Genomic DNA, 19,828 nt, shown 5'->3' with positions numbered 1-19,828 from the left:
CCAAACCTCCCTATCTACTTGTCAGCAAGGACTCGAAAAGAGTACAATCTTCTTTGCGTGTTTTGGCTTACTACCTATCGGAAACCTGAACGCGCTTGTCTCCGAATGGGGGAAGCGCTAGGCACGGAAGTGATGTTGGTTTCCGCATAAGGAGAGACTACCTGATTGGAAAAGGTAGGATGTAGAAGGACCTGCCCGGTGCCGAGCTCAGGGACAGGCCTACCGGGCCAGGGCATGAGTCTGCACTGAGAAGATAAAATCCTACGGTAAAGTAGGGGATGGAAAAATTAAGAGGATAAAACATGGCAAAACAGAAGTTCGAGCGCACAAAGCCCCACGTTAACGTGGGTACAATTGGTCACATCGACCACGGCAAGACGACCCTAACCGCGGCCATCACCCATACCCTGGCCTCCGCTCAGCTTGCGAAATATACCGCCTTCGACCAGATCGACAAGGCCCCCGAGGAGCGCGAGCGTGGTATTACCATCTCGATCGCGCACTTGGAGTACCAGACCGAGAAGCGCCACTACGCTCACGTGGACTGCCCCGGTCACGCTGACTACATCAAGAACATGATCACCGGTGCCGCCCAGATGGATGGCGCGATCCTGGTCGTGAGTGCTCCTGATGGTCCTATGCCTCAGACGCGCGAGCACGTCCTGCTGGCGCAGCAGGTTGAGGTTCCCGCGATGGTGGTTTTCCTCAACAAAGTCGACATGATGGAAGACGAGGAGCTGCTCGAGCTGGTCGAGCTGGAAGTTCGGGAGTTGCTCTCGAAGTACCAGTTCCCTGGCGATGATGTTCCTATCATCCGCGGTTCAGCGCTCAAAGCCCTGGAGAGCAAAGGCGACCTCTCGCGCAACGACGAAGCAGCCAAGTGCATCTGGGAGCTGATGGATGCGGTGGACTCCTACATTCCTACGCCTCCTCGCGCGACCGACAAGCCGTTCCTGATGCCAGTGGAAGATGTCTTTGGCATTAAGGGTCGCGGTACCGTGGCCACGGGTCGTATCGAGCGTGGTATCGTCAAAGTTGGCGAGAACATCGAGATCATCGGCATGAAGGAAGAGACCCGCACCGTGGTTGTCACGGGTGTGGAGATGTTCCAGAAGACGCTGGATGAGGGCCAGGCGGGCGACAACGTTGGTTGTCTGCTGCGTGGTATTGAGCGTGCGGACATCGAGCGCGGCCAGGTGCTGGCCAAGCCGGGTTCGATCAAGCCCCATAAGAACTTCCTGGCGCAGGTTTACGTCCTCTCGAAAGAAGAGGGTGGCCGCCATACGCCATTCTTCAACGGCTATCGCCCTCAGTTCTACGTCCGTACCACGGACGTGACGGGATCGATCAAGCTGCCTGAAGGCGTGGAGATGGTAATGCCTGGCGACAACATTGAGATGACGGTCGAGTTGATCCAGCCGGTCGCGATGGAAGAGGGCGTGAAGTTCGCCATCCGCGAAGGCGGTCGTACCGTCGGTGCTGGTATCTGCACCAAGGTTCTTGCATAAGATCAGGGGAAACCCTATAGCAAAAGAGAGGCTGGTAACAGCCTCTCTGGCTGTCGGGAACCTGTCAGGAGAAAAGTATTCATGGCTACGGGATCAAAACAGCGCATCCGCATTCGCCTGAAGGCGTTTGACCACCGCATTCTCGACCAGTCTGCGATGCAGATTGTGGATGCTGCCCAGCGCACTGGCGCACGTGTTTCGGGGCCAGTGCCACTGCCTACGAAAATCGACAAGTACACGGTTATGCGCTCACCCTTCATTGATAAGGATGCACGCGACCAGTTCGAGATTCGCACGCATAAGCGTTTGATTGACATCGTCGATCATACTAACAAGACTGTCGAGGCCCTGACTCATTTGAATCTGCCCGCAGGTGTAGACATTGAGATCAAGCTCTAGCTTATGAGCATTCTGGCAAGCGAAGCACTCATCTTACTACCTATCGGAAACCTGAGCGCGCTTGTCCCCGAATGGGGGAAGCGCTAGCCACGAAAGTGGCGCCGCGCCCCCGAATGGGGGGTGGTTTCCGTGTAAGATCTTTAAGGCTTGCCGGAGGCTGTGTGAGCAGCGAGGTCATCTGAAGAAGCGCGAGAAAGCCATCGTTGCAGGGATGGGAACCATTTTGTGTGTCTTTTTGTGAGACATAGAGGGTGGAAAAAGAGCGTTAATGCTCGATCTCTTAACACGAGAGACGCTGGTGGACTGAGTATTCAGATGCCTACAGTATGAAGAGGTAAAAGAATATGCTAGATGCATTGTTGGGCAGGAAGGTCGGCATGACCCAGGTGTTTGGCCAAAACGGCACCGTCATTCCGGTCACTGTAATTGAAGTCGGCCCCTGCATCGTAACACAGGTCAAAACGGTGTCCCGTGATGGGTATGAGGCAGTGCAGATTGGTTTTGAAGAGACCACCCTTAAGCACTCAACCCGTCCTGAGTTGGGACATCTTGGTCATAGCCTGCCATTGCTGAAGGGACAGCGCAAGGCATTGCAGACGCATGACCAGCAGGCAAAGAGCGAAGAGAACAAAGAAGAAGAGAAGCAGAGCAAGCAAGTACGCAAGTTGCTCAAGATCAGAGAGAACCGCCAGCGCCGCCCAGGACCAGAACTTGGCCCTTTCAAAGTGTTGCGCGAAGTAGGATTGCAGGAAGGTGTGGACCTGGGGAGCATTGAGCTGGGACATAGCTTTAATGCTAGCCTGTTCACCGATGGCGAGATCGTTGACATCGTGGGCATTACCAAAGGTAAGGGCTTCCAGGGTGGTGTCAAGCGTCATGGCTTCCGCGGTGGTCCTCGCACGCATGGTCAGTCAGATCGCTTGAGAGCCCCGGGTTCCATCGGTTCTGGTACGACTCCGGGCCGTGTCTTGAAGGGCACACGCATGGCTGGTCGCATGGGAAATGCGCGCGTAACAGTAAAGAAACTGCAAATAGTTCAATCTGATCCTGAGCGCAATCTGCTGGTGGTAAAGGGTTCGGTACCTGGCGCCAATGGCGGCTTGCTCACGATTAAGAAGCATGTGATGAGGTAACCGAAATGCCCTCGACTACAGTGTATAACATGGCCGGAGAGGCCGTAGAACAGCTCGAGCTGAGCGAGCAGGTGTTCGGGGTCACTCCCAACATGGCGGTTTTGCACCAGGTCGTTACCGCACAACTGGTCAATCGCCGTCAAGGCAATGCTTCAACCAAGACTCGCGCCGAAGTCTCGGGCGGCAATAAAAAGCCTTACAGACAGAAGGGTACGGGTCGTGCTCGTCAGGGTAGCACCCGCGCACCTCAGTTTCGTGGCGGCGGTACCGTCTTTGGTCCGAAGCCCCATCCATATCACCACGATGTGCCCAAGAAGATGCGCCGCTTGGCAATCCGCTCGGTGCTCTCGGACAAAGTGGCGAACCAGAGCTTGATCATTGTGAACAAGCTTGAAATGGAGACCCCCCGCACAAAGGACATGCTTGAGTTGCTGAATAAGCTTCCATCAAGCGAGGGGAAAAAGGTCCTAATGATGTTGCCGAAGCGCGATGAGAACGTCGTATTATCTACGCGTAACATTCCTTCGGCGAAAGTCCAACATGTCTCCTCGATCAACGTTGTTGAACTGCTGAAGCATGATTATATCGTCATGACACCCAAGACTGTGCGCTGGATTGAGCTGGTCTTTGGTGAGGGGTTGAGCGCTGAAGAAGCCACCCTTAAGATTGCCGACGAAGCTACAGCAGCGGAGACCAGTAGCGAAGCGTAGGCGAGGAGGAACAGACTGTGGAAATCACAGAGATACTACGCCGAGGTATCATCACCGAGAAAACGGTGAAGCTGCAAGAGCAGAATCAGTATACCTTTGAAGTGGCGAAAACTGCAACCAAAGTTGACATACGCCGCGCGGTCGAGACGCTTTTCAAAGTCAACGTGACGCATGTCAACACGATGCGTATGCCTGGTAAGCCGCGCTCGATCCGTCGGCGTGGAGCGGCCCCGCGTCCAGTCGAGGCTCGCGAATGGAAAAAGGCGATTGTCACCCTCAAAGAAGGACAGACAATCGACGCAATGAAGGCGTAAGGGATATAAGAGATGCCAATCAGACAGTATCGACCAACGTCTCCTGGGCGTCGTGGCATGTCCGTCTCGACATTCGAGGAGATTACAAAGACAAAGCCTGAGAAGTCGCTGACTGTTTCGCTGAAGAAGCATTCTGGTCGCAACAATCAGGGTAAAATTACGACCCGCCATCGTGGCGGTGGTGCAAAGCGTGCGTATCGTATCATCGATTTCAAGCGCAACAAGTTTGGTGTCCCAGCCCGGGTCGCGGCGATCGAATATGATCCAAACCGCTCTGCCAATATTGCTCTGTTGCATTATCTAGATGGTGAGAAGCGCTACATCATTGCTCCTCTGGGCCTTAAGGTTGGGGATCGTGTAGAGGCTGGCCCTGACGCGGATATCCGCGTTGGTAACGCCCTGCCACTCAAGAACATCCCGACTGGTACCACGGTTCACAACGTGGAGATGGAGCGTGGCCGTGGTGGTCAGCTTGCACGCGGGGCTGGTGTCGGCATCCAGTTGATGGCGAAAGAGGGCGATTACGCCTTGTTGCGCCTCCCCTCTGGAGAGCTGCGCAATGTGCATATTCTGTGCATGGCGACCATTGGCCAGGTTGGTAACCTTGATCACGAGAACATTAGCATCGGTAAGGCCGGTCGTTCGCGTCACCTGGGGCGCCGCCCGACCGTCCGCGGTTCGGTAATGAACCCACGAGACCATCCTCATGGTGGTGGTGAGGGCCGTGCACCCATTGGTGGTAAGCCACAGACGCCCTGGGGCAAGCCTGCAATGGGCTTCAAGACTCGTCGGAACAAGCGAACCAATCGCTTCATTGTTCGCCGTCGCAATGCGGGCAGGAGGAAGTAAGGAATGTCGCGCTCAAGAAAAAAGGGACCATATATACACGAGTCTCTCAGGAAAAAGGTGCTTGTCATGCGCAAAAGCGGCGACCGCCGCTTGATCAAGACCTGGTCACGCGCTTCGATGATCTTCCCCGAGATGGTTGGTATGACCATCGGTGTGCATAACGGGAAGACCCATGTGCCGATTTATATTACTGAGAACATGGTTGGTCATAAACTTGGTGAATTTGCCCCGACAAGGCATTATCGTGGTCATGCGGGCGGCAAAAGTGAGAAGACCACTTCGGTGAGGTAGAGATGCAAGTCAGAGCTATTGCAAAAGACATCGGAATTTCGCCGCGCAAAATGCGTCTGGTGACGAATGCGGTGAAGGGGCTTCGCGTAAATGAGGCTCTGGCTATTCTCCAGTATTTGCCCAACGCTGGTGCGACACCTGTACGCAAGGTTGTCGCCTCGGCTGCGGCGAACGCGGAGAATAACTACAGTCTCAATGCCGATGATCTATACATTTTGAACATTGTCGCGGACGATTCATTCCGCATTAAGCGTGTAAAGCCACGCTCTCATGGCCGCGCGGCTCGTATTTTGCGCCGCTTCTGCCATGTGACAGTGATTGTTTCTGACGATCCTGCTGACGCGGGCCGTTAATTAAGGAGGACACAGTTGGGACACAAGGTACACCCAATAGGGTTCCGGCTTGGCGTCATCAAAGGCTGGGAATCATGGCAGTCACGCTGGTACGCTGAGAACAACTACAAAGATATCCTGGCGGAGGATTTCCAGATCCGCCGTATGATCAACAAAGAGCTTTCCAGCGCCCATGGGGCCAAGGTTGACGCGGGCGTTTCAAAAATCGAGATCGAGCGCGCAGCCCCCAAACAGGTGCTGGTAAAGATCAACACCGCCAAACCCGGTATTGTTATCGGTAAGAGTGGTGAAAAGGTAGAGAGACTGAAGGCTCACCTTGAGGCCAAAACGCAGAAGCGTGTGCGCGTTGAGATCGTCGAGATCCGCCAGCCTGAGCTGGACGCGTACCTGGTTGGTCGCAGCATCTGCGATCAGCTTGAGAAGCGCGTCTCTTTCCGTCGTGCGATGAAGCAGGCGGTTCAGAAGTCGATGCGTGCTGGCGCGAAGGGCATCAAGGTAATCGCTGGTGGTCGCCTGGGTGGCGCGGAAATTGCTCGCACCGAGAAAGAGGTTGAGGGCAAGGTTCCTCTGCATACCCTGCGTGCCGACATCGATTATGGCCTGGCCGAGGCACACACCACCTTTGGTGTGATTGGCGTAAAAGTGTGGATCTATCGCGGGGACATTCTGCCAAGCCGCCGTCGCGAAAGCGCGGAGGCCGTGGATCTGTTTGCACCTACCGCCCCGCGTGAAGCTGGCGAACGCCGTCCTGATCGCCGTAGAGGCGAGGGCGGCCCCCGCGGTCAGCGTCCTCAGGGAGACCGACCACGTGGTGGTGAGCGCCCCCAGCGCGGACCTCGTCCGCAGGGTGAGCGTGGACCTCGTCCGCAGGGTGATCGACCGCCACGCGGGCCTCGTCCGCAGGGTGAGCGCGCCCCGCGCCCACAGGGCGAGCGCGCACCACGTCCACAGAGCGAGCGTCAGCAGCCAGCGGCCGAGCAACAGCAGCCGCAGCAGCCACCGGCTGGGCCTACCGAGTCCACTCAGGGCGAATAAGAGGAGAGCGAAGCCATGTTATTGGCACCATCAAGAACAAAGTACCGTCGCCAACATCGTGGGCGTATGAGGGGCGAAGCCACTCGCGGCGCAACGCTTGCCTTCGGCGATTTTGGCCTCCAGGCTCTGGAGCCATGTTGGATGGAGGCGCGTCAGATCGAGTCCGCTCGTATCGCGATGACGCGTTATATGAAGCGTGGTGGTAAAGTCTGGATCCGCGTCTTCCCCGACAAACCTATTACCGCCAAGCCTGCCGAAACCCGTATGGGTAGCGGTAAAGGTGCGGTCGATCACTGGGTTGCCGTGGTGAAGCCTGGACGCATCATCTTCGAGATCGGTGGCGTCAGCGAAGAGATCGCGAAGGAAGCCATCCGCCTTGCTATCCACAAGCTGCCTGTCAAGTGCCGCTTTATTACTAAAGGGGAGGCGGAGAGTGTCGAAGCTTAACGAACGTCGCAAGCAAATTAGCGAGATGGGCGAGGGCGAGGCGCGCAAAGAGATTCAGGAACTTCGTATGAAGCTCTTTAACCTCCGCTTGCAGCAGCAGCGCGGTGAAGTCAAAGACAACCGCGTCTTCGCGAACACCAAGAAAGATATTGCACGCTTGTTGCATCGCCTGACGATGTTGGAGAGTGAATAATCATGACAGAGCGAGTAGCCACTACTAGCTCGACCGCGGCGCCTTCAGTGCGCCGCGTCCAGAAGGTCGGGCGAGTAATTAGCAATAAAATGGACAAGACCATTGTTGTATCGGTCGAGTCCTTGAAGAAGCATCGTATCTACAAGCGAACATACAAGCAGACGAAACACTTCCATGTCCATGATGAGAACAACCAGTGTCAGATTGACGACGTTGTGCGCATCGAGGAGACTCGCCCCATGAGCAAGCTTAAGCGCTGGCGCCTGGTCGAGATCGTAAAGAGCGGAAGTGGTATCGTCCCGGTTGCAGAAGTTCTGGCTGAGGTTGATCCCAACCTGACGCAGAGCGAATCATCCGCGGAAGCTGAAAAGTCTGCCGAATAGAGTTAAGAGAGGGACGAACAGATGATTCAGCCGCAGACACGCTTGAAAGTCGCCGATAACACCGGCGCTAAAGAGATCATGTGTATCCGCGTGATGAGCGGTTCGGCCAAGCGCTACGCTGAGGTTGGCGATATTATCAAAGCCTCAGTGAAAGTCGCGACTCCGAACGGACAGGTAAAAAAGGGCGAAGTAGTGAATGCTGTGGTCGTGCGTGTGACGAAGGAATATGTCCGCCGTGATGGCTCGCATATCCGTTTCGATGAGAACGCCGCAGTTATCCTGGCTCCCGGTAACAATCCCAGGGGCACCCGCATCTTTGGCCCTGTAGCTCGCGAACTGCGTGAGAAGAACTTTATGAGACTAGTCTCACTCGCGCCAGAAGTGCTATAACGAGGGGAAAGATGTCAGTAAAAAAGAAAGAGAAGAAACCCCTGCACCTTGCGAAGATGAACATCAAAAAGGGTGACACCGTTTTGATCATCACGGGCAAGGATAAGGATAAAGAAGGAACGGTTTCGCGAGCGTTGCCCCAGGACAGCAAGGTAATTGTTGAGGGCTTGAACGTCGTGAAGAAGCACGTTAAACCGCAGGGACAGACCCGCCAGGGTGGTATCATCGAGAAGGCAATGCCATTGCATGTCTCGAATGTTATGTTGAAGTGCACAGAGTGCGGCGAGCCTACACGCGTTGGTCATGACCGTCGCGTCATGGGCGACAAAGAACGCTCGGTTCGCGTCTGCAAAAAGTGTGGCAAAGTCATTCAGGACCGGACGAGGAGTAGTTAAGCATTATGTTGGCATCACGCTTGAAAGAAAAATATCGTCAAGAGGTTGTGCCGGCCCTGCATAAGGAGTTTAACTACGCTAATCCGATGCAGGTTCCTGGCATTCACAAGGTTGTTGTTAATATTGGCATGGGCGAAGTCATCCAGAACGCCAAGGCTATGGATGCCGCCGTTGCCGACCTGGCGACCGTTACTGGTCAGCGCCCGGTCGTGACACGTGCCAAGCGCTCGGTGGCCGCGTTTAAACTACGCGAAGGGATGCCGATTGGCTGTATGGTGACACTGCGCGGTACGCGCATGTTCCACTTCCTCGACAAGCTGATCAACGTCGCGCTGCCACGTATCCGTGACTTCCAGGGCATCTCGGCTGATGCCTTCGATGGCCGCGGCAACTATACTCTGGGACTGCGCGAACAGCTGGTCTTCCCAGAGATCGACTACGATAAAGTAGACAAGCTGCGCGGCATGGAAGTGAGTATCGTCACTACGGCTCGCACAGATGAAGAGGGGCGCAGATTGCTCGCACTAATGGGCATGCCCTTTAAGAAGTAACGCTGGAGGGCGCGATGGCAAAAATATCAATGATCATTAAGTCGCAGCGCAAGCCCAAGTTTGAGGTGCGGCATCACAATCGCTGTCAGGTTTGCGGGCGACCCCGCGCATATATGAGAAAGTTTGGCCTGTGCCGCATTTGCTTCCGCGAACGGGCGTTGCGCGGTGAGCTACCTGGCGTCACAAAATCGAGCTGGTAGATTGTAGTCGCGAATTGTTCCAGTTGGCTTTGATGACTACAGAGCAGCGTCGCTGTATCTGAGCGTCAAGTTGCCTGGGAAACTTAGTGGAGGATGTTCCATGAACATGACTGATCCCATTGCGGATATGCTGACGCGCATCCGTAATGCGGCTACAGCACGACATACTCGCGTACTCATTCCAGCGTCGAAAATGAAGCTGGCGATTGCGCGCGTGCTGAAAGAAGAAGGTTACATTAAAGATATCGAGATCCTGAAGGATAATCCACAGGGAACGCTGCGCCTGACGCTGCGCTATGTGGAGAAGAAGCCTGTCCTGACGCAGCTCAAACGCGTGAGCAAGCCTGGTCTGCGCGTCTATAGCAAACAGACCGACATTCCCCGCGTGCGTGGTGGCCTCGGTATCTCGATTGTATCGACATCCAGGGGCCTGATGACTGGCGCTAGCGCCTACAAACAGGGCGTGGGTGGCGAAGTCATCTGCTACGTTTGGTAAAGGGAGGTTAGAATGTCGCGTATTGGACGTGCTCCTATCACTGTCCCGCAAGCGGTGCAGGTGAACTGGACCGAAGACAATCTCGTGACGGTTAAAGGCCCCAAGGGCACGCTGTCTGAGCAGGTCGACCCTCAGCTTCAACTGAAGTTGGAGGACGGCACGCTGACGGTGACCCGCCCTTCGGATAGCAAAGAGCATCGCTCAAAGCATGGCTTGTATCGCACGTTGATTAACAACATGGTTGTGGGTGTGACCACTGGTTATACCAAGATGCTTGAGATCCATGGTGTGGGTTATCGCGCCGTCCAGCAGGGGAAGAACCTGATCATCCTGGTCGGTTACTCGCACCCGGTGGAGGTTCAGGCCCCTCAGGGTATCGAGTTGAAGCTTGAAGCGCCTGATCCCGCCAGCAAGGCGACTCGCATCAGCGTTACTGGCATCGACAAGCACGCGGTTGGTCAGTTGGCGGCCAACATTCGCCACATCCGCAAGCCCGAGCCTTATAAAGGCAAAGGCATCCGCTATGCTGGCGAGGCCGTGCGCCGCAAGGCTGGTAAGGCCGGTAAAGTCGGCGGTAAGAAGAAGTAAATAACGGCAAACACATTCTGCTGTAGGCGTCCGGGAGGAGTCTTCGAGAGTCCTCCCGGTACCTGTTGCATACGGCCTGTTACGGCAGGGCCAGCATACCTGGTCCTGGTGACTGGCATAGTGTTTACGACTGCTTTATACTATCTTTCGATGGTCTCTTATCACGTCATGAAAAAGCAATCGTGAATGCCGCTTCGCAGCGGCTAGCTTTCGCTCACACGATTGTATGGCAAGACAGAAAGACGCGACGCGAGGGCTGAACCCGGGAGACGTAGTGCCGACCACGTATTCCAAGTCCCTCAATCGCGCATTTTGCAGAAAGGGGATGAGCAGAGGAAGTTTTCCTGTGTCCTCCCGGTAATGGGAGAGCAGAGAACATGGATCTTCTGTTCACAGACAATGATTAAACAATTTCATGCAAATCAAGCAAGGCTGCGGCGGCACCAGCGAATTCGACGCCACCTTGAAGGCTCAGAACTGCGCCCACGTTTGAACGTATTCCGTAGTGGGCAGCATATCTACGCGCAGATTATTGACGATACCACGGGCAAGACCCTGGTCTCGGCTTCTACTCTGGACGAGAGCCTGCGGGATTTTAAACCGGTCGCTGAGCAGCACAAGCAGGCTGCGAAGACTGAGAGCGCGCCCGTCGCAGTAGAAGAGGTTGTGGAAGAAGCCGCCCCCGCCAAAGGGAAGAAAGCCGCTAAAGGTGGTCGTGCCGCCGCTGTGGCCGAAGCTCCGAAAAAAGAAAAGAAGAGCCAGACCGAGAAGCTGGCGGGCATCTTGAGCAATCGCAAGGTCTCCCTGGCGCACGAGGTTGGGAAGCTGGTGGCTCAGCGAGCGCAGGAAAAAGGTGTTAAGCAGGTTGTCTTCGATCGCGGTGGCTATGCCTATCACGGCAGAGTCGCGGCGCTTGCTGAAGGCGCTCGTGAAGCGGGACTGGATTTCTAGGGCCACGAGAGAGCCAATGAGCCTTTCAAAGAGGCATGAGGAGTATTATGGCAAGAATTGATGCTTCAAAACTGAACCTTGAAGAGACCGTGGTTGAGGTCAGCCGCGTCTCCAAGGTGGTGAAGGGTGGCCGACGCTTCAGCATTCGTGCCCTGGTGGTTGTCGGTGATCGCAATGGTTTTGTTGGGTATGGTTTCGGTAAGGCAGCTGAGTACACTGAGGCGATTCGTAAGGCAGTGGAAGACGCGAAGAAGCACCTGGTTGAGGTGCCTCTCTCTGGCACAACCATTCCTTACCTGGTGAAGACGAACTTTGGTGCATCTGAGGTGCTGCTCAAACCGGCGGCCCCTGGTACGGGTGTTATCGCTGGTGGTGCGGTCCGTGCTGTCATGGAGGCCGCGGGCGTTCGCGATATCCTGACCAAGACGCTGGGAAGCACCAACAAGGCAAACACCGTACAGGCATGTGTCAAGGCGCTACGCGAACTGCGCTCCCCCGATGCCGAGGCGGCACGCCGTGGGAAGACCGTGGTTGAGTTGCTTGGCAAGAAGCGCGCCGAGCAGATGGCAGCCGCGACAGCAGCCGCGGCTGAGCAGGCTGCGGCCGCTCGTGCGGCACGTGAGGAAGAGGCGCGTGAGAGTCGCGCCGCAGCAGCAGGTCGTCGTGGCGGCGGTGATCGTCGTGGCGGCGGTGATCGTCGCGGTGGTGGCGGTGAGCGCCGCGGTGGTGGCGGTGAGCGCCGTCGATAGGAGTAAGCAATGGCAACAACGGGAATAACAGGATCAAAAAAATTACGCGTAAAATGGGTAAAGAGTTCAATCGGTTACGCGCAGGATCAGAAAGATACCATCCGCGCTCTGGGGCTGCGCAAGCTGCACCAGATCGTTGAGCATAACGACCAGCCTGCGGTGCGTGGCATGATTCGCAAAGTCAATCATCTAGTGCAGGTTGAGGAGATTGCAGAGTGAGTCTAATTAACCTTTCCAATTTGCAGCCTGCTCCAGGTTCGCATAAGACTGAGAAGCGCCTCGGCCGCGGTCACGGCTCCGGTCGTGGTAAGACCGCTGGTCGTGGTACTAAGGGTCAGAAAGCTCGCACTGGCGGGCGCGTCCATCGCGCATTTAACGGCGGTCAGACTCGCCTTTCAAAGCGCTTACCTTTCCTTCGTGGTCTGGGGAATCAGAATCCCCTTTTCCGCGACGACTATACTATAATTAATGTTATTGATCTCGCTCACTTCAATGCCGACACTCAGGTTACTCCTGAGGCCATGGTTGAGAAGGGGCTGCTCATCCCTGCGCAGGCTCGCGGTCTGATCAAGGTGCTGGGCGATGGCGAGATCGACCGCGCGCTGACCGTCCGCGCGCACAAATTCTCGGCGAGCGCGAAAGAGAAGATCGAGGCGGCCGGTGGTCGTATCGAGATTATCGAGCGCAAAGTGTACGAGAAGACGAAGCGTCGTAAAGATGAGAAGTCTGCAACAGAGCAGGGCGCGGGGGAGTAATCCCCCACGACCCTGCCCCGTGGCAGCGGTTACTTGAGAGTCTGTCCTTCATTCCTCTCCATCTATGCAAGACTCCCGATATATAGAGAATATATTGAGACTTTAGAGATAGAGTCGAGATAGAGTCTTGGAGCTTTGCATAGCAATGCGGGAGGATTGAAAGCCGGAAGGAGGCTCCCATGTGGGAAAAGCTGCGTAGCATTTGGACTGTTCCCGATTTACGCAATAAAATACTCTTTACGTTGGCAATGTTGGTCGTGGTCCGCATCCTGGCCCACATCACCATTCCTCTTACAGGCGACGAACATAAAGCCCTGGTTAGTCTCTTCAACAGCGGCAAAAACGTCGGCCAGCTCCTGGGTCTACTCGATGTGTTCTCTGGTGGTTCGTTGCAGACGTTCTCCATTGTGGCTCTGAGCGTCTACCCGTATATCACCGCTACCATCGTCATGCAGTTGCTGCAACCCATCATTCCGGCCTTGCAGAACCTGGCCATGCAGGGTGAGGCAGGTCGCCTGCGCACCAGCCAGATTACTCGCATGATCGCTGTTCCTCTTGCCTTCTTGCAGGCGTTCGGCCAGTGCGCTCTGTACCAGAATCAGCACGTATTGACAAATTTCAGCCTGGTCGATCCAAAATACGCCCTCGAATCGTTCGCCATCCTCATCACCCTGACCGCCGGTGTTATGATCCTGGTCTGGATTGGTGAGCTGATCACTGAGAACGGTATCGGTAATGGTATTTCGCTGGTCATCTTTGGTAATATTGTGAGCCGCCTGGGTCAGACAGTCCAGCAAGGCTATGTCTCCGCGACCTCTGGTGGTGGTAATGGTAGTGGTATCGTCAGCATCGGCGTGTTCCTGCTGATCGGCCTGATTACCATTGTCGGCATTGTCTACATTTATCTGGGACAGCGTCGCGTACCCGTGCAGTATCCAACCAAGCGTATGGTCGGGCGTAATATGCTGGTTGGTTCCGCGCAGACAACCTACATTCCGATGCAGGTCAATAGCGCGGGTATGATCCCGCTGATCTTCGCGCAGTCAATGATGCTCTTCCCGTCGGTCATCTCGCAGTACTTGACCTCGAGCACCACACCCTGGTTGCGCGATAGTGCTGTATGGGTTTCGACCTACCTGGTCAACCCGAAGTTATGGTGGTACTGGGCGATCTACTTTGTGCTAGTCGTCGCGTTCACCTACTTCTATGCCTACGTTATGTGGCAGCAGCAAAATATACCGGAGAACCTGCAAAAGCAGGGCGCATTCATCCCGGGCTACCGGCCCGGTCAGCCTACGAGCGACTACCTGTTCGCGATTCTCAATCGCATTACATTGGCAGGTGCGTTGTTCCTGGGCATTATAGCTGTTCTACCCTTCTTTGCAAGCGTTGGTGGCAATCAGCTGCTTGGAAGTGCTTCGCTACTGATTGTAGTCGGCGTCGTTCTGGATACCGTGAGACAGCTTGAGGCCCAGATGGTAATGCGTAACTATTCGGGTTTCCTGTCTTAATAAGGGAGTTGTGCCGCCCCGCAGTGGCTGTTTTCACTGCACTTCCATAGGGGTACTGAGGGACATGGCAGCGGTAGAGCGGTCTGTGCTGGAGAATGTCTATCATGTGTGTATGGGAGTGCAGCGGCGCACTCCCTGTCATTTTTCCGCTGGAGGAAAAACGTGAACATTATCCTGATCGGTGCTCAAGGGTCTGGCAAAGGAACACAGGCCGAGAAGCTATCGCAGTCGCTCGATATTCGTCACGTGGCTAGTGGCGATTTGTTTCGCAGCGCTATAAGCCAGCAGACGGAGTTGGGGCTGAAGGCGAAAAAGTACATGGATGATGGTCACCTGGTCCCCGATGACCTGACCATCGCCATGGTGCTGGATCGCCTGCAAGCCCCGGACTGTGCGAATGGCGTGATTCTGGATGGCTTCCCTCGCACTATTGCCCAGTCCCAGGCACTAGATAAAGGATTGGCAAATGTAGGCAAGCGGGTTGACTGCGCACTCTACCTGGAGGTGCCGCGAGCCGAGTTGCTCAAGCGTCTCTCGGGCAGATATATCTGCAAAGCTCACCAGCATGTCTATAACATTGAAACCAACCCCCCGCAGGTTGCGGGGATCTGTGATATCGATGGTAGCGAGCTGTACCAGCGCTCCGACGACCGTGGAGAGGCGATACAGAAGCGCCTGGATATCTTCTTTAATGATACGATTCACCTGATCGATTACTACGATGGTCAGCAGAAGTTGATTCGGGTGAATGGGAATCAAAGCATTGATCGTGTACAGCAGGAGCTGGTCAACGTGATTAGCGAACGCGCCGGTCAGCGCTAAACTGGGATCATATTAGGTAGGTGCTCGCCGCCGCCAGGTGGTGCTCTCGGTTTAGAGCCAGCCAGGTGGAAACCGGATAAACGAGTATGCAGGCAGAAGAGCTGAAAGCCGCTCAACAGAGGAAGCCTCTCCCTGAGGGGTGAGGCCTTCACTGCGAAGGCGGCTCTTTACTGGAAGAAGGACTGGGGGCAGAAAGTGTACTGCCTGATAACCCACAAAGGGCTATCCTGGTTACTCCGCGCGTCGTTGTACGTCGGTACACGAAGAGTGGGGTACAAGAGAGTTGTGGGGGACACGGGCGACTACGAATGTTCTAATGGCGAAGTCGAGAGGTCTATTCTGGCATCAGAGAATTGCCCTCTCGACTTCCTGGAGAATGTATGCTATAATTCGTAGTTGGCTGCAGCAGTACATACTGCTGCCCTTTTGTACTTGTAAGAGTAACAAAGCTTTAGCTGAGCAAATACACTCAAATGGGATAAGAGTCACAAGCGGTACTGAGGTGTGCTGCCTCAAGGGGAGCCGTTTTGTGTACCTGTAGAGAGGCTTGAGCAAAATGTATCTGTCGTTGTCCGCCAGATAGTTCTTATGCGGAAACCAACGTCATTCTCGTGACTAGCGCTTCGCGCTCAGGTTTCCTAATAGGTAGTAATCGCGGATAGCCGTCCTCTCTCTCAGATGCATTTTATAGAGAAGAGCTGCCGCGTGCTGGCTGCCACGCGTAGACGATCCTTGTGATGAGCCGAGAGCAGGAGAGAAAGATGTCCCGATGATCAGGGAAAGGATGCTATGCCAAAAGATGAAATAGCTGTCGAGGGTACTGTACTAGAGGCCCTCCCCAATGCCATGTTCAAGGTGAGAATAGACGAGCAACATGAAGTCCTGGCAGTCCTCTCAGGGCGTATCAGAATGAACTTCGTGCGTATCGTTCCAGGTGATAAGGTACGAGTAGTGCTATCCCCATATGACCTGAAGCGAGGCCGTATCACATGGCGAGTTAAGGGTTGATGGTGGAGTAGGCATCCTTCTTTGTTCCCGTTGCTACCTGTGACCCAGACAGGTGTATGAGAAAGCGACAGGCACCGTCTAGGAAGTCGAGGCATGCTCACAAGCGTGCTGTTGTACTTTTGTGTGCCTGGAAGGTTAGTAGAGACTCAACTATCTTGAGGAGAGCAAGTCATGAAAGTGAGTGCCTCGGTAAAGCCACGTTGTGACGGATGTAAGATTATCCGCCGTCACCGTGTGGTAATGGTGATCTGTAGTAAAGATCCAAAGCATAAACAGAAGCAAGGCTAAAATGGCGTTGCGAGTTTCCATTCCGTTCCCGTCCAGAGAGTTCCTTGTTGTGGCGGGTGAGTGGAAGGGGGAACTCGAAGCTGGAGGAAAAGATGGCTAGAATTGCTGGCGTTGACATTCCACGCGAGAAGCGCGTGGAGATCTCGCTGTGCTATATCTATGGTATCGGGCTTACTACAAGCCAGAAGATCCTGGAGAAGACAAGAATCAATCCGGACACCCGCGTTAAGGACCTGACTGAAGAAGAGGTAAACCGGTTGCGCGAGGTCATCGACCGTGAACACAAGGTTGAGGGTGACCTGCGCCGCGAAGTTCAGACGAATATCAAGCGTTTGATTGATATCGGCTGCTATCGTGGCTTGCGTCATCGTCGTAACCTTCCTGTACATGGTCAGCGTACTCGTACGAATGCGCGCACGCGCCGTGGACCAAAGAGAACCGTTGCCGGTAAGAAGAAGGCCGGTAAGAAGTAACGCCGGGAGAGATAGAAAGCATGGCAGACAAGAAGAAAGCTACTACTGGCAAAGTCAGGCGGCGTGAAAGAAAATCCATACCGCGTGGACAAGCTCATATTCAGGCTACGTTTAACAACACGATTGTGACGCTCACTGATCCCAACGGGAATGTCATCTCCTGGGGTAGCGCGGGAGCGCAGGGCTTTAAAGGCTCGCGCAAGAGCACGCCATATGCCGCGCAGGTGACTGCCGAGACGGCGGCGCGCCGCGCCATGGATCATGGGCTTAAGCAGATCGATGTGTTTGTGAAGGGACCCGGCTCCGGTCGTGAGGCGGCCATCCGCTCATTGCAGGCTTCAGGTCTCAATGTCACATCGATTACCGACGTAACACCTATTCCGCACAATGGCTGCCGCCCGCCCAAACGGCGTCGTGTATAGCCTGGGTTTTGAGGAGGATATATAGATGGCGCGTTATACCGGCCCGGTCTGCAAATTATGCAGACGTGAGGGGGTAAAACTATTCTTAAAGGGCGACAAGTGTATCCAGAAGTGCACACTTGAGCGCCATGGTCGCAATACTCGCCCTGGACAGCATGGCACGAGCCGTGCGCGTAAGGAGTCGGGTTATGCGAAGCAGTTGCGCGAGAAGCAGCGCGTGCGTCGTACATATGGAGTGTTGGAGCGCCAGTTCAGCAAACACTTCGTCGCCGCGGCCCGCCGCCCTGGTAAGACCAGCGAGAACCTGTTGCAGATCCTTGAGATGAGGCTCGACAATCTGGTCTACCGCCTGGGCTTTGCCGATTCGCGCGCGCAGGCTCGCCAGCTGGTCAATCATGGTCACTTCGTTGTCAATGGCCGCAAAACGGACATTCCGTCCTTCATCGCCAAGCCAAACGACGTGATCGCGGTGCGTGATTCCAACAAGAGCCTTGAGTACTTCAAGAGCCGCGCGCTGCTGTTGTCTCAGAAGGGTATTCCAACCTGGCTGCGCCTGGATGTGGATGCGATGTCTGGTCGTGTTCTGACGTTACCTTCACGAACAGATCTCGAGCTGCCCTTCGATGAGCAGATGGTCGTCGAGTACTATCAGCGATAACACGTTGAGTTGCGGTGGGTCGATCCCTGGGCGTAGCTCCTTATATGGAGCCGCTTGGGGGCATAGCACTCTTGGACTACCGCCATTCGTGGCGTCTCCCTCTTCCAGTGCGTGCTCCTAAGGCTGCGGTAATGCAGCAAACCTGGGAGAGAGAGCACGCTTGCGGATGGATAGTGGTAGAAAAAGAAAGGCAGGTTTGAACCTTGCTAGATATTACTCTGCCTCGTATAAAGAACACCAAGACACAAGGGAATTATGCGAGTTACGACATTGAGCCGTTAGAGGCGGGGTACGGCCAGACCCTGGGCAACGCGCTTCGGCGTGTATTGCTGTCATCGCTGCCTGGTGCAGCCGTGACCTCTATTCGGATCGAGGGCGTGCAGCATGAGTTTCAGGATGTCCCCGGTGTGTTGGAGGACGTGACCGATATTGTCTTGAATATCAAGAAGTTGCGCCTGCGCAGTTTCTCCGAGCATCCCGTTACGATGCGCCTGGAGGTCAATGGCGAGCGCGAGGTCACGGCGGCGGATATCGTCGCACCGAGCACGGTGGAGATCGTGAACCCGGAGTTGCATATCGCATCTCTGGATAACGATAATGCTCATCTAGACATGGAACTGGTGGTGGAGACTGGTCGCAGCTACGTGCCTGCTGACTCGAAGGAGGATCAACCCATTGGTGTGATCCCCGTCGATGCCATCTACACACCAGTACAAAAGGTCAATTACACGGTTGAGCACACTCGTGTTGGCCAGATGACAAACTACGATAAGATCGTTCTTGAGGTCACGACCGACGGAACTATTACACCGGATGAGGCCTTGCGCCAGAGCGCTGATGTCCTGGTAAGGCACTTTACGTTGCTTGCCAACTATCGTGCCTCTCTGCCCGAGCCAGAAAAGGCTCCGCTGAGCAGCCTGCCCATCCCACAAAAGATCTACGATACGCCGATTGAGGAACTCGATCTCTCGGTACGTGCCTATAACTGCCTGAAGCGTAGCAATATTACGAAGGTAGGTCAGGTGCTCTCGATGAATGAGGAAGATCTTCTTGGCGTACGCAACTTTGGTGAGAAGAGCCTGCAAGAGCTGCGTGAGCGCTTGCTAGCGCGTAACTTCTTGCCTAATCCGCGCACAAGCGCGGTCGGAGCCGACGTAGACGGCGACCACGAAATGGAGGAATGAGTTGAGGCACCGAATTGCCGGAAACCGGATGAACATGCCTGAGCCGCGCCGTCGTTCTGCGCGCCGTAACCTGATGGCAGGCCTGATCCGGTATGACCGTATTAATACAACTACCTCGCGTGTAGAAGCTATTCGCGGCGAAGCAGAGAAGCTGATTAGCACGGCCGTCAAGGGCCGCCTGGCTGCTCGTGAGCACCTGGCTAAGGTGGTCAGCGATACCGAGAAGGCTGAGCAGATCCTGGCGTTTGCGCGTCGAGGTCGCTTCTCACTGAAGGCGACTATCGGGAGCAACGAAGAGCGCGCCAAGCAGCAGAAGGCTCCTCTGACCGATAAGGGCCGCAAATTCCTGGAGGATAAGCACAAGGCTCGCCGCGAAGAACTGCTGAAGATCTTCTCGAATGAGTCTGAGGCGGAGAAGGCTCTGGCGGCTGCCTACGAGGCAATGGTGATCGAGCTTCACGCTCGCCGCCAGATCCTGAGCGCGCTCCCTGATGAGCTGGTCGTGAAGAAGATGTTCGACGAGCTTGCTCCTCGCTATGTCGGACGCCCGGGTGGCTACACGCGCATTACCAAGCTGGGACGGCGTAAGGGTGATGCAGCGGAGATTGCGCAGATTGCCCTGGTATAACCCGGAGAGCCTACACACAGCGTAGGGGCGACAGCGCTACGACAGAACGTTCGTAGCTTTTTCATGAGATTATTCATGATGGGTCGCCGGCGCAGGCTCGATCAGCAAGGGCGTACCGGGTGCGGAGAAAGTCGCTTTCACTCT

The 19,828-nt window shown here is 55.2% G+C and carries 28 protein-coding genes and 3 pseudogenes; all 31 read left to right on the top strand.

Features of this window, described 5'->3' with window-relative positions:
* Positions 1-302: 302 nt before the first annotated feature.
* The 31 genes and pseudogenes from tuf to JMJ16_RS37095 all read left to right on the top strand — a co-directional run bounded on the left by tuf (position 303) and on the right by JMJ16_RS37095 (position 19,684).
* The gene (tuf, locus tag JMJ16_RS37250) at positions 303-1,508 is read left to right on the top strand and encodes an elongation factor Tu (RefSeq protein ID WP_201381297.1); all 1,206 of its coding nucleotides are present in this window, start codon (positions 303-305) and stop codon (positions 1,506-1,508) included.
* 81 nt (positions 1,509-1,589) lie between these two features.
* The gene (rpsJ, locus tag JMJ16_RS37245) at positions 1,590-1,907 is read left to right on the top strand and encodes a 30S ribosomal protein S10 (RefSeq protein ID WP_201370456.1); all 318 of its coding nucleotides are present in this window, start codon (positions 1,590-1,592) and stop codon (positions 1,905-1,907) included.
* A 344-nt stretch (positions 1,908-2,251) separates the two neighbouring features.
* Positions 2,252-3,040, top strand: coding sequence for a 50S ribosomal protein L3 (gene rplC / locus JMJ16_RS37240; protein WP_201370457.1), 789 nt, complete (start codon positions 2,252-2,254; stop codon positions 3,038-3,040).
* A gap of 5 nt (positions 3,041-3,045) precedes the next feature.
* Positions 3,046-3,750 carry a 50S ribosomal protein L4 gene (rplD, locus tag JMJ16_RS37235; RefSeq protein WP_201370458.1) on the top strand — a complete coding sequence of 235 codons (705 nt, stop codon included), beginning with the start codon at positions 3,046-3,048 and terminating at the stop codon, positions 3,748-3,750.
* A gap of 17 nt (positions 3,751-3,767) precedes the next feature.
* The gene (rplW, locus tag JMJ16_RS37230) at positions 3,768-4,064 is read left to right on the top strand and encodes a 50S ribosomal protein L23 (protein ID WP_007908592.1); all 297 of its coding nucleotides are present in this window, start codon (positions 3,768-3,770) and stop codon (positions 4,062-4,064) included.
* 12 nt (positions 4,065-4,076) lie between these two features.
* Positions 4,077-4,913: a 50S ribosomal protein L2 gene (rplB, locus tag JMJ16_RS37225; RefSeq protein ID WP_201370459.1), complete on the top strand. Its 837-nt coding sequence runs from the start codon at positions 4,077-4,079 to the stop codon at positions 4,911-4,913.
* A gap of 3 nt (positions 4,914-4,916) precedes the next feature.
* Positions 4,917-5,204 (top strand): 30S ribosomal protein S19, encoded by a 288-nt coding sequence (gene rpsS, locus JMJ16_RS37220; RefSeq protein WP_201389787.1) that lies wholly within the window; start codon positions 4,917-4,919, stop codon positions 5,202-5,204.
* Between the two features lie 2 nt (positions 5,205-5,206).
* Positions 5,207-5,557 (top strand): 50S ribosomal protein L22, encoded by a 351-nt coding sequence (gene rplV, locus JMJ16_RS37215; RefSeq protein ID WP_201389786.1) that lies wholly within the window; start codon positions 5,207-5,209, stop codon positions 5,555-5,557.
* Positions 5,558-5,572: 15 nt separating this feature from the next.
* Positions 5,573-6,313: pseudogene (gene rpsC / locus JMJ16_RS37210) on the top strand (30S ribosomal protein S3); the annotation flags it as partial.
* A 294-nt stretch (positions 6,314-6,607) separates the two neighbouring features.
* Complete coding sequence (gene rplP / locus JMJ16_RS37205; RefSeq protein ID WP_007908579.1) at positions 6,608-7,039, top strand: 50S ribosomal protein L16; 432 nt, start codon at positions 6,608-6,610, stop codon at positions 7,037-7,039.
* A complete protein-coding gene (rpmC, locus tag JMJ16_RS37200; RefSeq protein WP_201370462.1) occupies positions 7,026-7,232 on the top strand; it encodes a 50S ribosomal protein L29 in 207 nt (68 codons plus the stop codon). The genes rplP and rpmC overlap by 14 nt, the downstream gene beginning before the upstream one ends.
* A gap of 2 nt (positions 7,233-7,234) precedes the next feature.
* A complete protein-coding gene (rpsQ, locus tag JMJ16_RS37195) occupies positions 7,235-7,615 on the top strand; it encodes a 30S ribosomal protein S17 (protein WP_007908576.1) in 381 nt (126 codons plus the stop codon).
* Positions 7,616-7,636: 21 nt separating this feature from the next.
* Positions 7,637-8,005 carry a 50S ribosomal protein L14 gene (gene rplN, locus JMJ16_RS37190; protein WP_007908574.1) on the top strand — a complete coding sequence of 123 codons (369 nt, stop codon included), beginning with the start codon at positions 7,637-7,639 and terminating at the stop codon, positions 8,003-8,005.
* An 11-nt stretch (positions 8,006-8,016) separates the two neighbouring features.
* Positions 8,017-8,400 carry a 50S ribosomal protein L24 gene (rplX, locus tag JMJ16_RS37185; RefSeq protein ID WP_374229145.1) on the top strand — a complete coding sequence of 128 codons (384 nt, stop codon included), beginning with the start codon at positions 8,017-8,019 and terminating at the stop codon, positions 8,398-8,400.
* 5 nt (positions 8,401-8,405) lie between these two features.
* Complete coding sequence (gene rplE, locus JMJ16_RS37180) at positions 8,406-8,951, top strand: 50S ribosomal protein L5 (protein WP_201370463.1); 546 nt, start codon at positions 8,406-8,408, stop codon at positions 8,949-8,951.
* Between the two features lie 14 nt (positions 8,952-8,965).
* Positions 8,966-9,151 carry a type Z 30S ribosomal protein S14 gene (locus JMJ16_RS37175; protein ID WP_007908564.1) on the top strand — a complete coding sequence of 62 codons (186 nt, stop codon included), beginning with the start codon at positions 8,966-8,968 and terminating at the stop codon, positions 9,149-9,151.
* A 100-nt stretch (positions 9,152-9,251) separates the two neighbouring features.
* Complete coding sequence (rpsH, locus tag JMJ16_RS37170; RefSeq protein WP_007908563.1) at positions 9,252-9,647, top strand: 30S ribosomal protein S8; 396 nt, start codon at positions 9,252-9,254, stop codon at positions 9,645-9,647.
* A gap of 12 nt (positions 9,648-9,659) precedes the next feature.
* Positions 9,660-10,235 carry a 50S ribosomal protein L6 gene (gene rplF, locus JMJ16_RS37165; RefSeq protein WP_201370464.1) on the top strand — a complete coding sequence of 192 codons (576 nt, stop codon included), beginning with the start codon at positions 9,660-9,662 and terminating at the stop codon, positions 10,233-10,235.
* 360 nt (positions 10,236-10,595) lie between these two features.
* A complete protein-coding gene (locus JMJ16_RS57510) occupies positions 10,596-11,186 on the top strand; it encodes a 50S ribosomal protein L18 (RefSeq protein WP_374229144.1) in 591 nt (196 codons plus the stop codon).
* Between the two features lie 47 nt (positions 11,187-11,233).
* A pseudogene (rpsE, locus tag JMJ16_RS37150) lies at positions 11,234-11,731 on the top strand (30S ribosomal protein S5); the annotation flags it as partial.
* A gap of 213 nt (positions 11,732-11,944) precedes the next feature.
* The gene (gene rpmD, locus JMJ16_RS37145) at positions 11,945-12,154 is read left to right on the top strand and encodes a 50S ribosomal protein L30 (RefSeq protein ID WP_201370466.1); all 210 of its coding nucleotides are present in this window, start codon (positions 11,945-11,947) and stop codon (positions 12,152-12,154) included.
* Between the two features lie 5 nt (positions 12,155-12,159).
* Positions 12,160-12,615, top strand: a pseudogene (gene rplO, locus JMJ16_RS37140) (50S ribosomal protein L15); the annotation flags it as partial.
* 254 nt (positions 12,616-12,869) lie between these two features.
* Entirely contained in the window at positions 12,870-14,201 is a 1,332-nt protein-coding gene (gene secY / locus JMJ16_RS37135; protein ID WP_201381289.1) for a preprotein translocase subunit SecY, read from the top strand.
* 162 nt (positions 14,202-14,363) lie between these two features.
* Entirely contained in the window at positions 14,364-15,023 is a 660-nt protein-coding gene (locus JMJ16_RS37130; RefSeq protein ID WP_201370469.1) for an adenylate kinase, read from the top strand.
* A gap of 789 nt (positions 15,024-15,812) precedes the next feature.
* Positions 15,813-16,031, top strand: coding sequence for a translation initiation factor IF-1 (gene infA / locus JMJ16_RS37125; RefSeq protein ID WP_007908553.1), 219 nt, complete (start codon positions 15,813-15,815; stop codon positions 16,029-16,031).
* A 171-nt stretch (positions 16,032-16,202) separates the two neighbouring features.
* On the top strand, positions 16,203-16,319 hold the full coding sequence (rpmJ, locus tag JMJ16_RS37120; RefSeq protein WP_007908552.1) for a 50S ribosomal protein L36: 117 nt from the start codon (positions 16,203-16,205) through the stop codon (positions 16,317-16,319).
* 92 nt (positions 16,320-16,411) lie between these two features.
* Positions 16,412-16,792 carry a 30S ribosomal protein S13 gene (gene rpsM, locus JMJ16_RS37115; RefSeq protein ID WP_201370471.1) on the top strand — a complete coding sequence of 127 codons (381 nt, stop codon included), beginning with the start codon at positions 16,412-16,414 and terminating at the stop codon, positions 16,790-16,792.
* Between the two features lie 20 nt (positions 16,793-16,812).
* The gene (gene rpsK / locus JMJ16_RS37110) at positions 16,813-17,214 is read left to right on the top strand and encodes a 30S ribosomal protein S11 (RefSeq protein ID WP_007908550.1); all 402 of its coding nucleotides are present in this window, start codon (positions 16,813-16,815) and stop codon (positions 17,212-17,214) included.
* A gap of 25 nt (positions 17,215-17,239) precedes the next feature.
* Positions 17,240-17,872, top strand: a complete 633-nt coding sequence (rpsD, locus tag JMJ16_RS37105; RefSeq protein ID WP_201370472.1) for a 30S ribosomal protein S4 — start codon at positions 17,240-17,242, stop codon at positions 17,870-17,872.
* Between the two features lie 203 nt (positions 17,873-18,075).
* A complete protein-coding gene (locus tag JMJ16_RS37100) occupies positions 18,076-19,056 on the top strand; it encodes a DNA-directed RNA polymerase subunit alpha (protein WP_007908548.1) in 981 nt (326 codons plus the stop codon).
* 1 nt (position 19,057) lies between these two features.
* Positions 19,058-19,684 (top strand): bL17 family ribosomal protein, encoded by a 627-nt coding sequence (locus tag JMJ16_RS37095; protein WP_201389784.1) that lies wholly within the window; start codon positions 19,058-19,060, stop codon positions 19,682-19,684.
* Positions 19,685-19,828: the final 144 nt, after the last annotated feature.

The organism is Ktedonobacter sp. SOSP1-52 (genome assembly GCF_016587395.1).
This window is presented reverse-complemented; position numbering and strand designations above follow the sequence as displayed.

Bases quoted from the DNA above. Each gene is read 5' to 3' on its own strand.
- tuf (WP_201381297.1), top strand. From the start codon at position 303: ATGGCAAAACAGAAGTTCGAGCGCACAAAGCCCCACGTTAACGTGGGT.
- rpsJ (WP_201370456.1), top strand. From the start codon at position 1,590: ATGGCTACGGGATCAAAACAGCGCATCCGCATTCGCCTGAAGGCGTTT.
- rplC (WP_201370457.1), top strand. From the start codon at position 2,252: ATGCTAGATGCATTGTTGGGCAGGAAGGTCGGCATGACCCAGGTGTTT.
- rplD (WP_201370458.1), top strand. From the start codon at position 3,046: ATGCCCTCGACTACAGTGTATAACATGGCCGGAGAGGCCGTAGAACAG.
- rplB (WP_201370459.1), top strand. From the start codon at position 4,077: ATGCCAATCAGACAGTATCGACCAACGTCTCCTGGGCGTCGTGGCATG.
- rpsS (WP_201389787.1), top strand. From the start codon at position 4,917: ATGTCGCGCTCAAGAAAAAAGGGACCATATATACACGAGTCTCTCAGG.
- rplV (WP_201389786.1), top strand. From the start codon at position 5,207: ATGCAAGTCAGAGCTATTGCAAAAGACATCGGAATTTCGCCGCGCAAA.
- rplP (WP_007908579.1), top strand. From the start codon at position 6,608: ATGTTATTGGCACCATCAAGAACAAAGTACCGTCGCCAACATCGTGGG.
- rpsQ (WP_007908576.1), top strand. From the start codon at position 7,235: ATGACAGAGCGAGTAGCCACTACTAGCTCGACCGCGGCGCCTTCAGTG.
- rplN (WP_007908574.1), top strand. From the start codon at position 7,637: ATGATTCAGCCGCAGACACGCTTGAAAGTCGCCGATAACACCGGCGCT.
- rplX (WP_374229145.1), top strand. From the start codon at position 8,017: ATGTCAGTAAAAAAGAAAGAGAAGAAACCCCTGCACCTTGCGAAGATG.
- rplE (WP_201370463.1), top strand. From the start codon at position 8,406: ATGTTGGCATCACGCTTGAAAGAAAAATATCGTCAAGAGGTTGTGCCG.
- JMJ16_RS37175 (WP_007908564.1), top strand. From the start codon at position 8,966: ATGGCAAAAATATCAATGATCATTAAGTCGCAGCGCAAGCCCAAGTTT.
- rpsH (WP_007908563.1), top strand. From the start codon at position 9,252: ATGAACATGACTGATCCCATTGCGGATATGCTGACGCGCATCCGTAAT.
- rplF (WP_201370464.1), top strand. From the start codon at position 9,660: ATGTCGCGTATTGGACGTGCTCCTATCACTGTCCCGCAAGCGGTGCAG.
- JMJ16_RS57510 (WP_374229144.1), top strand. From the start codon at position 10,596: ATGGGAGAGCAGAGAACATGGATCTTCTGTTCACAGACAATGATTAAA.
- rpmD (WP_201370466.1), top strand. From the start codon at position 11,945: ATGGCAACAACGGGAATAACAGGATCAAAAAAATTACGCGTAAAATGG.
- secY (WP_201381289.1), top strand. From the start codon at position 12,870: ATGTGGGAAAAGCTGCGTAGCATTTGGACTGTTCCCGATTTACGCAAT.
- infA (WP_007908553.1), top strand. From the start codon at position 15,813: ATGCCAAAAGATGAAATAGCTGTCGAGGGTACTGTACTAGAGGCCCTC.
- rpmJ (WP_007908552.1), top strand. From the start codon at position 16,203: ATGAAAGTGAGTGCCTCGGTAAAGCCACGTTGTGACGGATGTAAGATT.
- rpsM (WP_201370471.1), top strand. From the start codon at position 16,412: ATGGCTAGAATTGCTGGCGTTGACATTCCACGCGAGAAGCGCGTGGAG.
- rpsK (WP_007908550.1), top strand. From the start codon at position 16,813: ATGGCAGACAAGAAGAAAGCTACTACTGGCAAAGTCAGGCGGCGTGAA.
- rpsD (WP_201370472.1), top strand. From the start codon at position 17,240: ATGGCGCGTTATACCGGCCCGGTCTGCAAATTATGCAGACGTGAGGGG.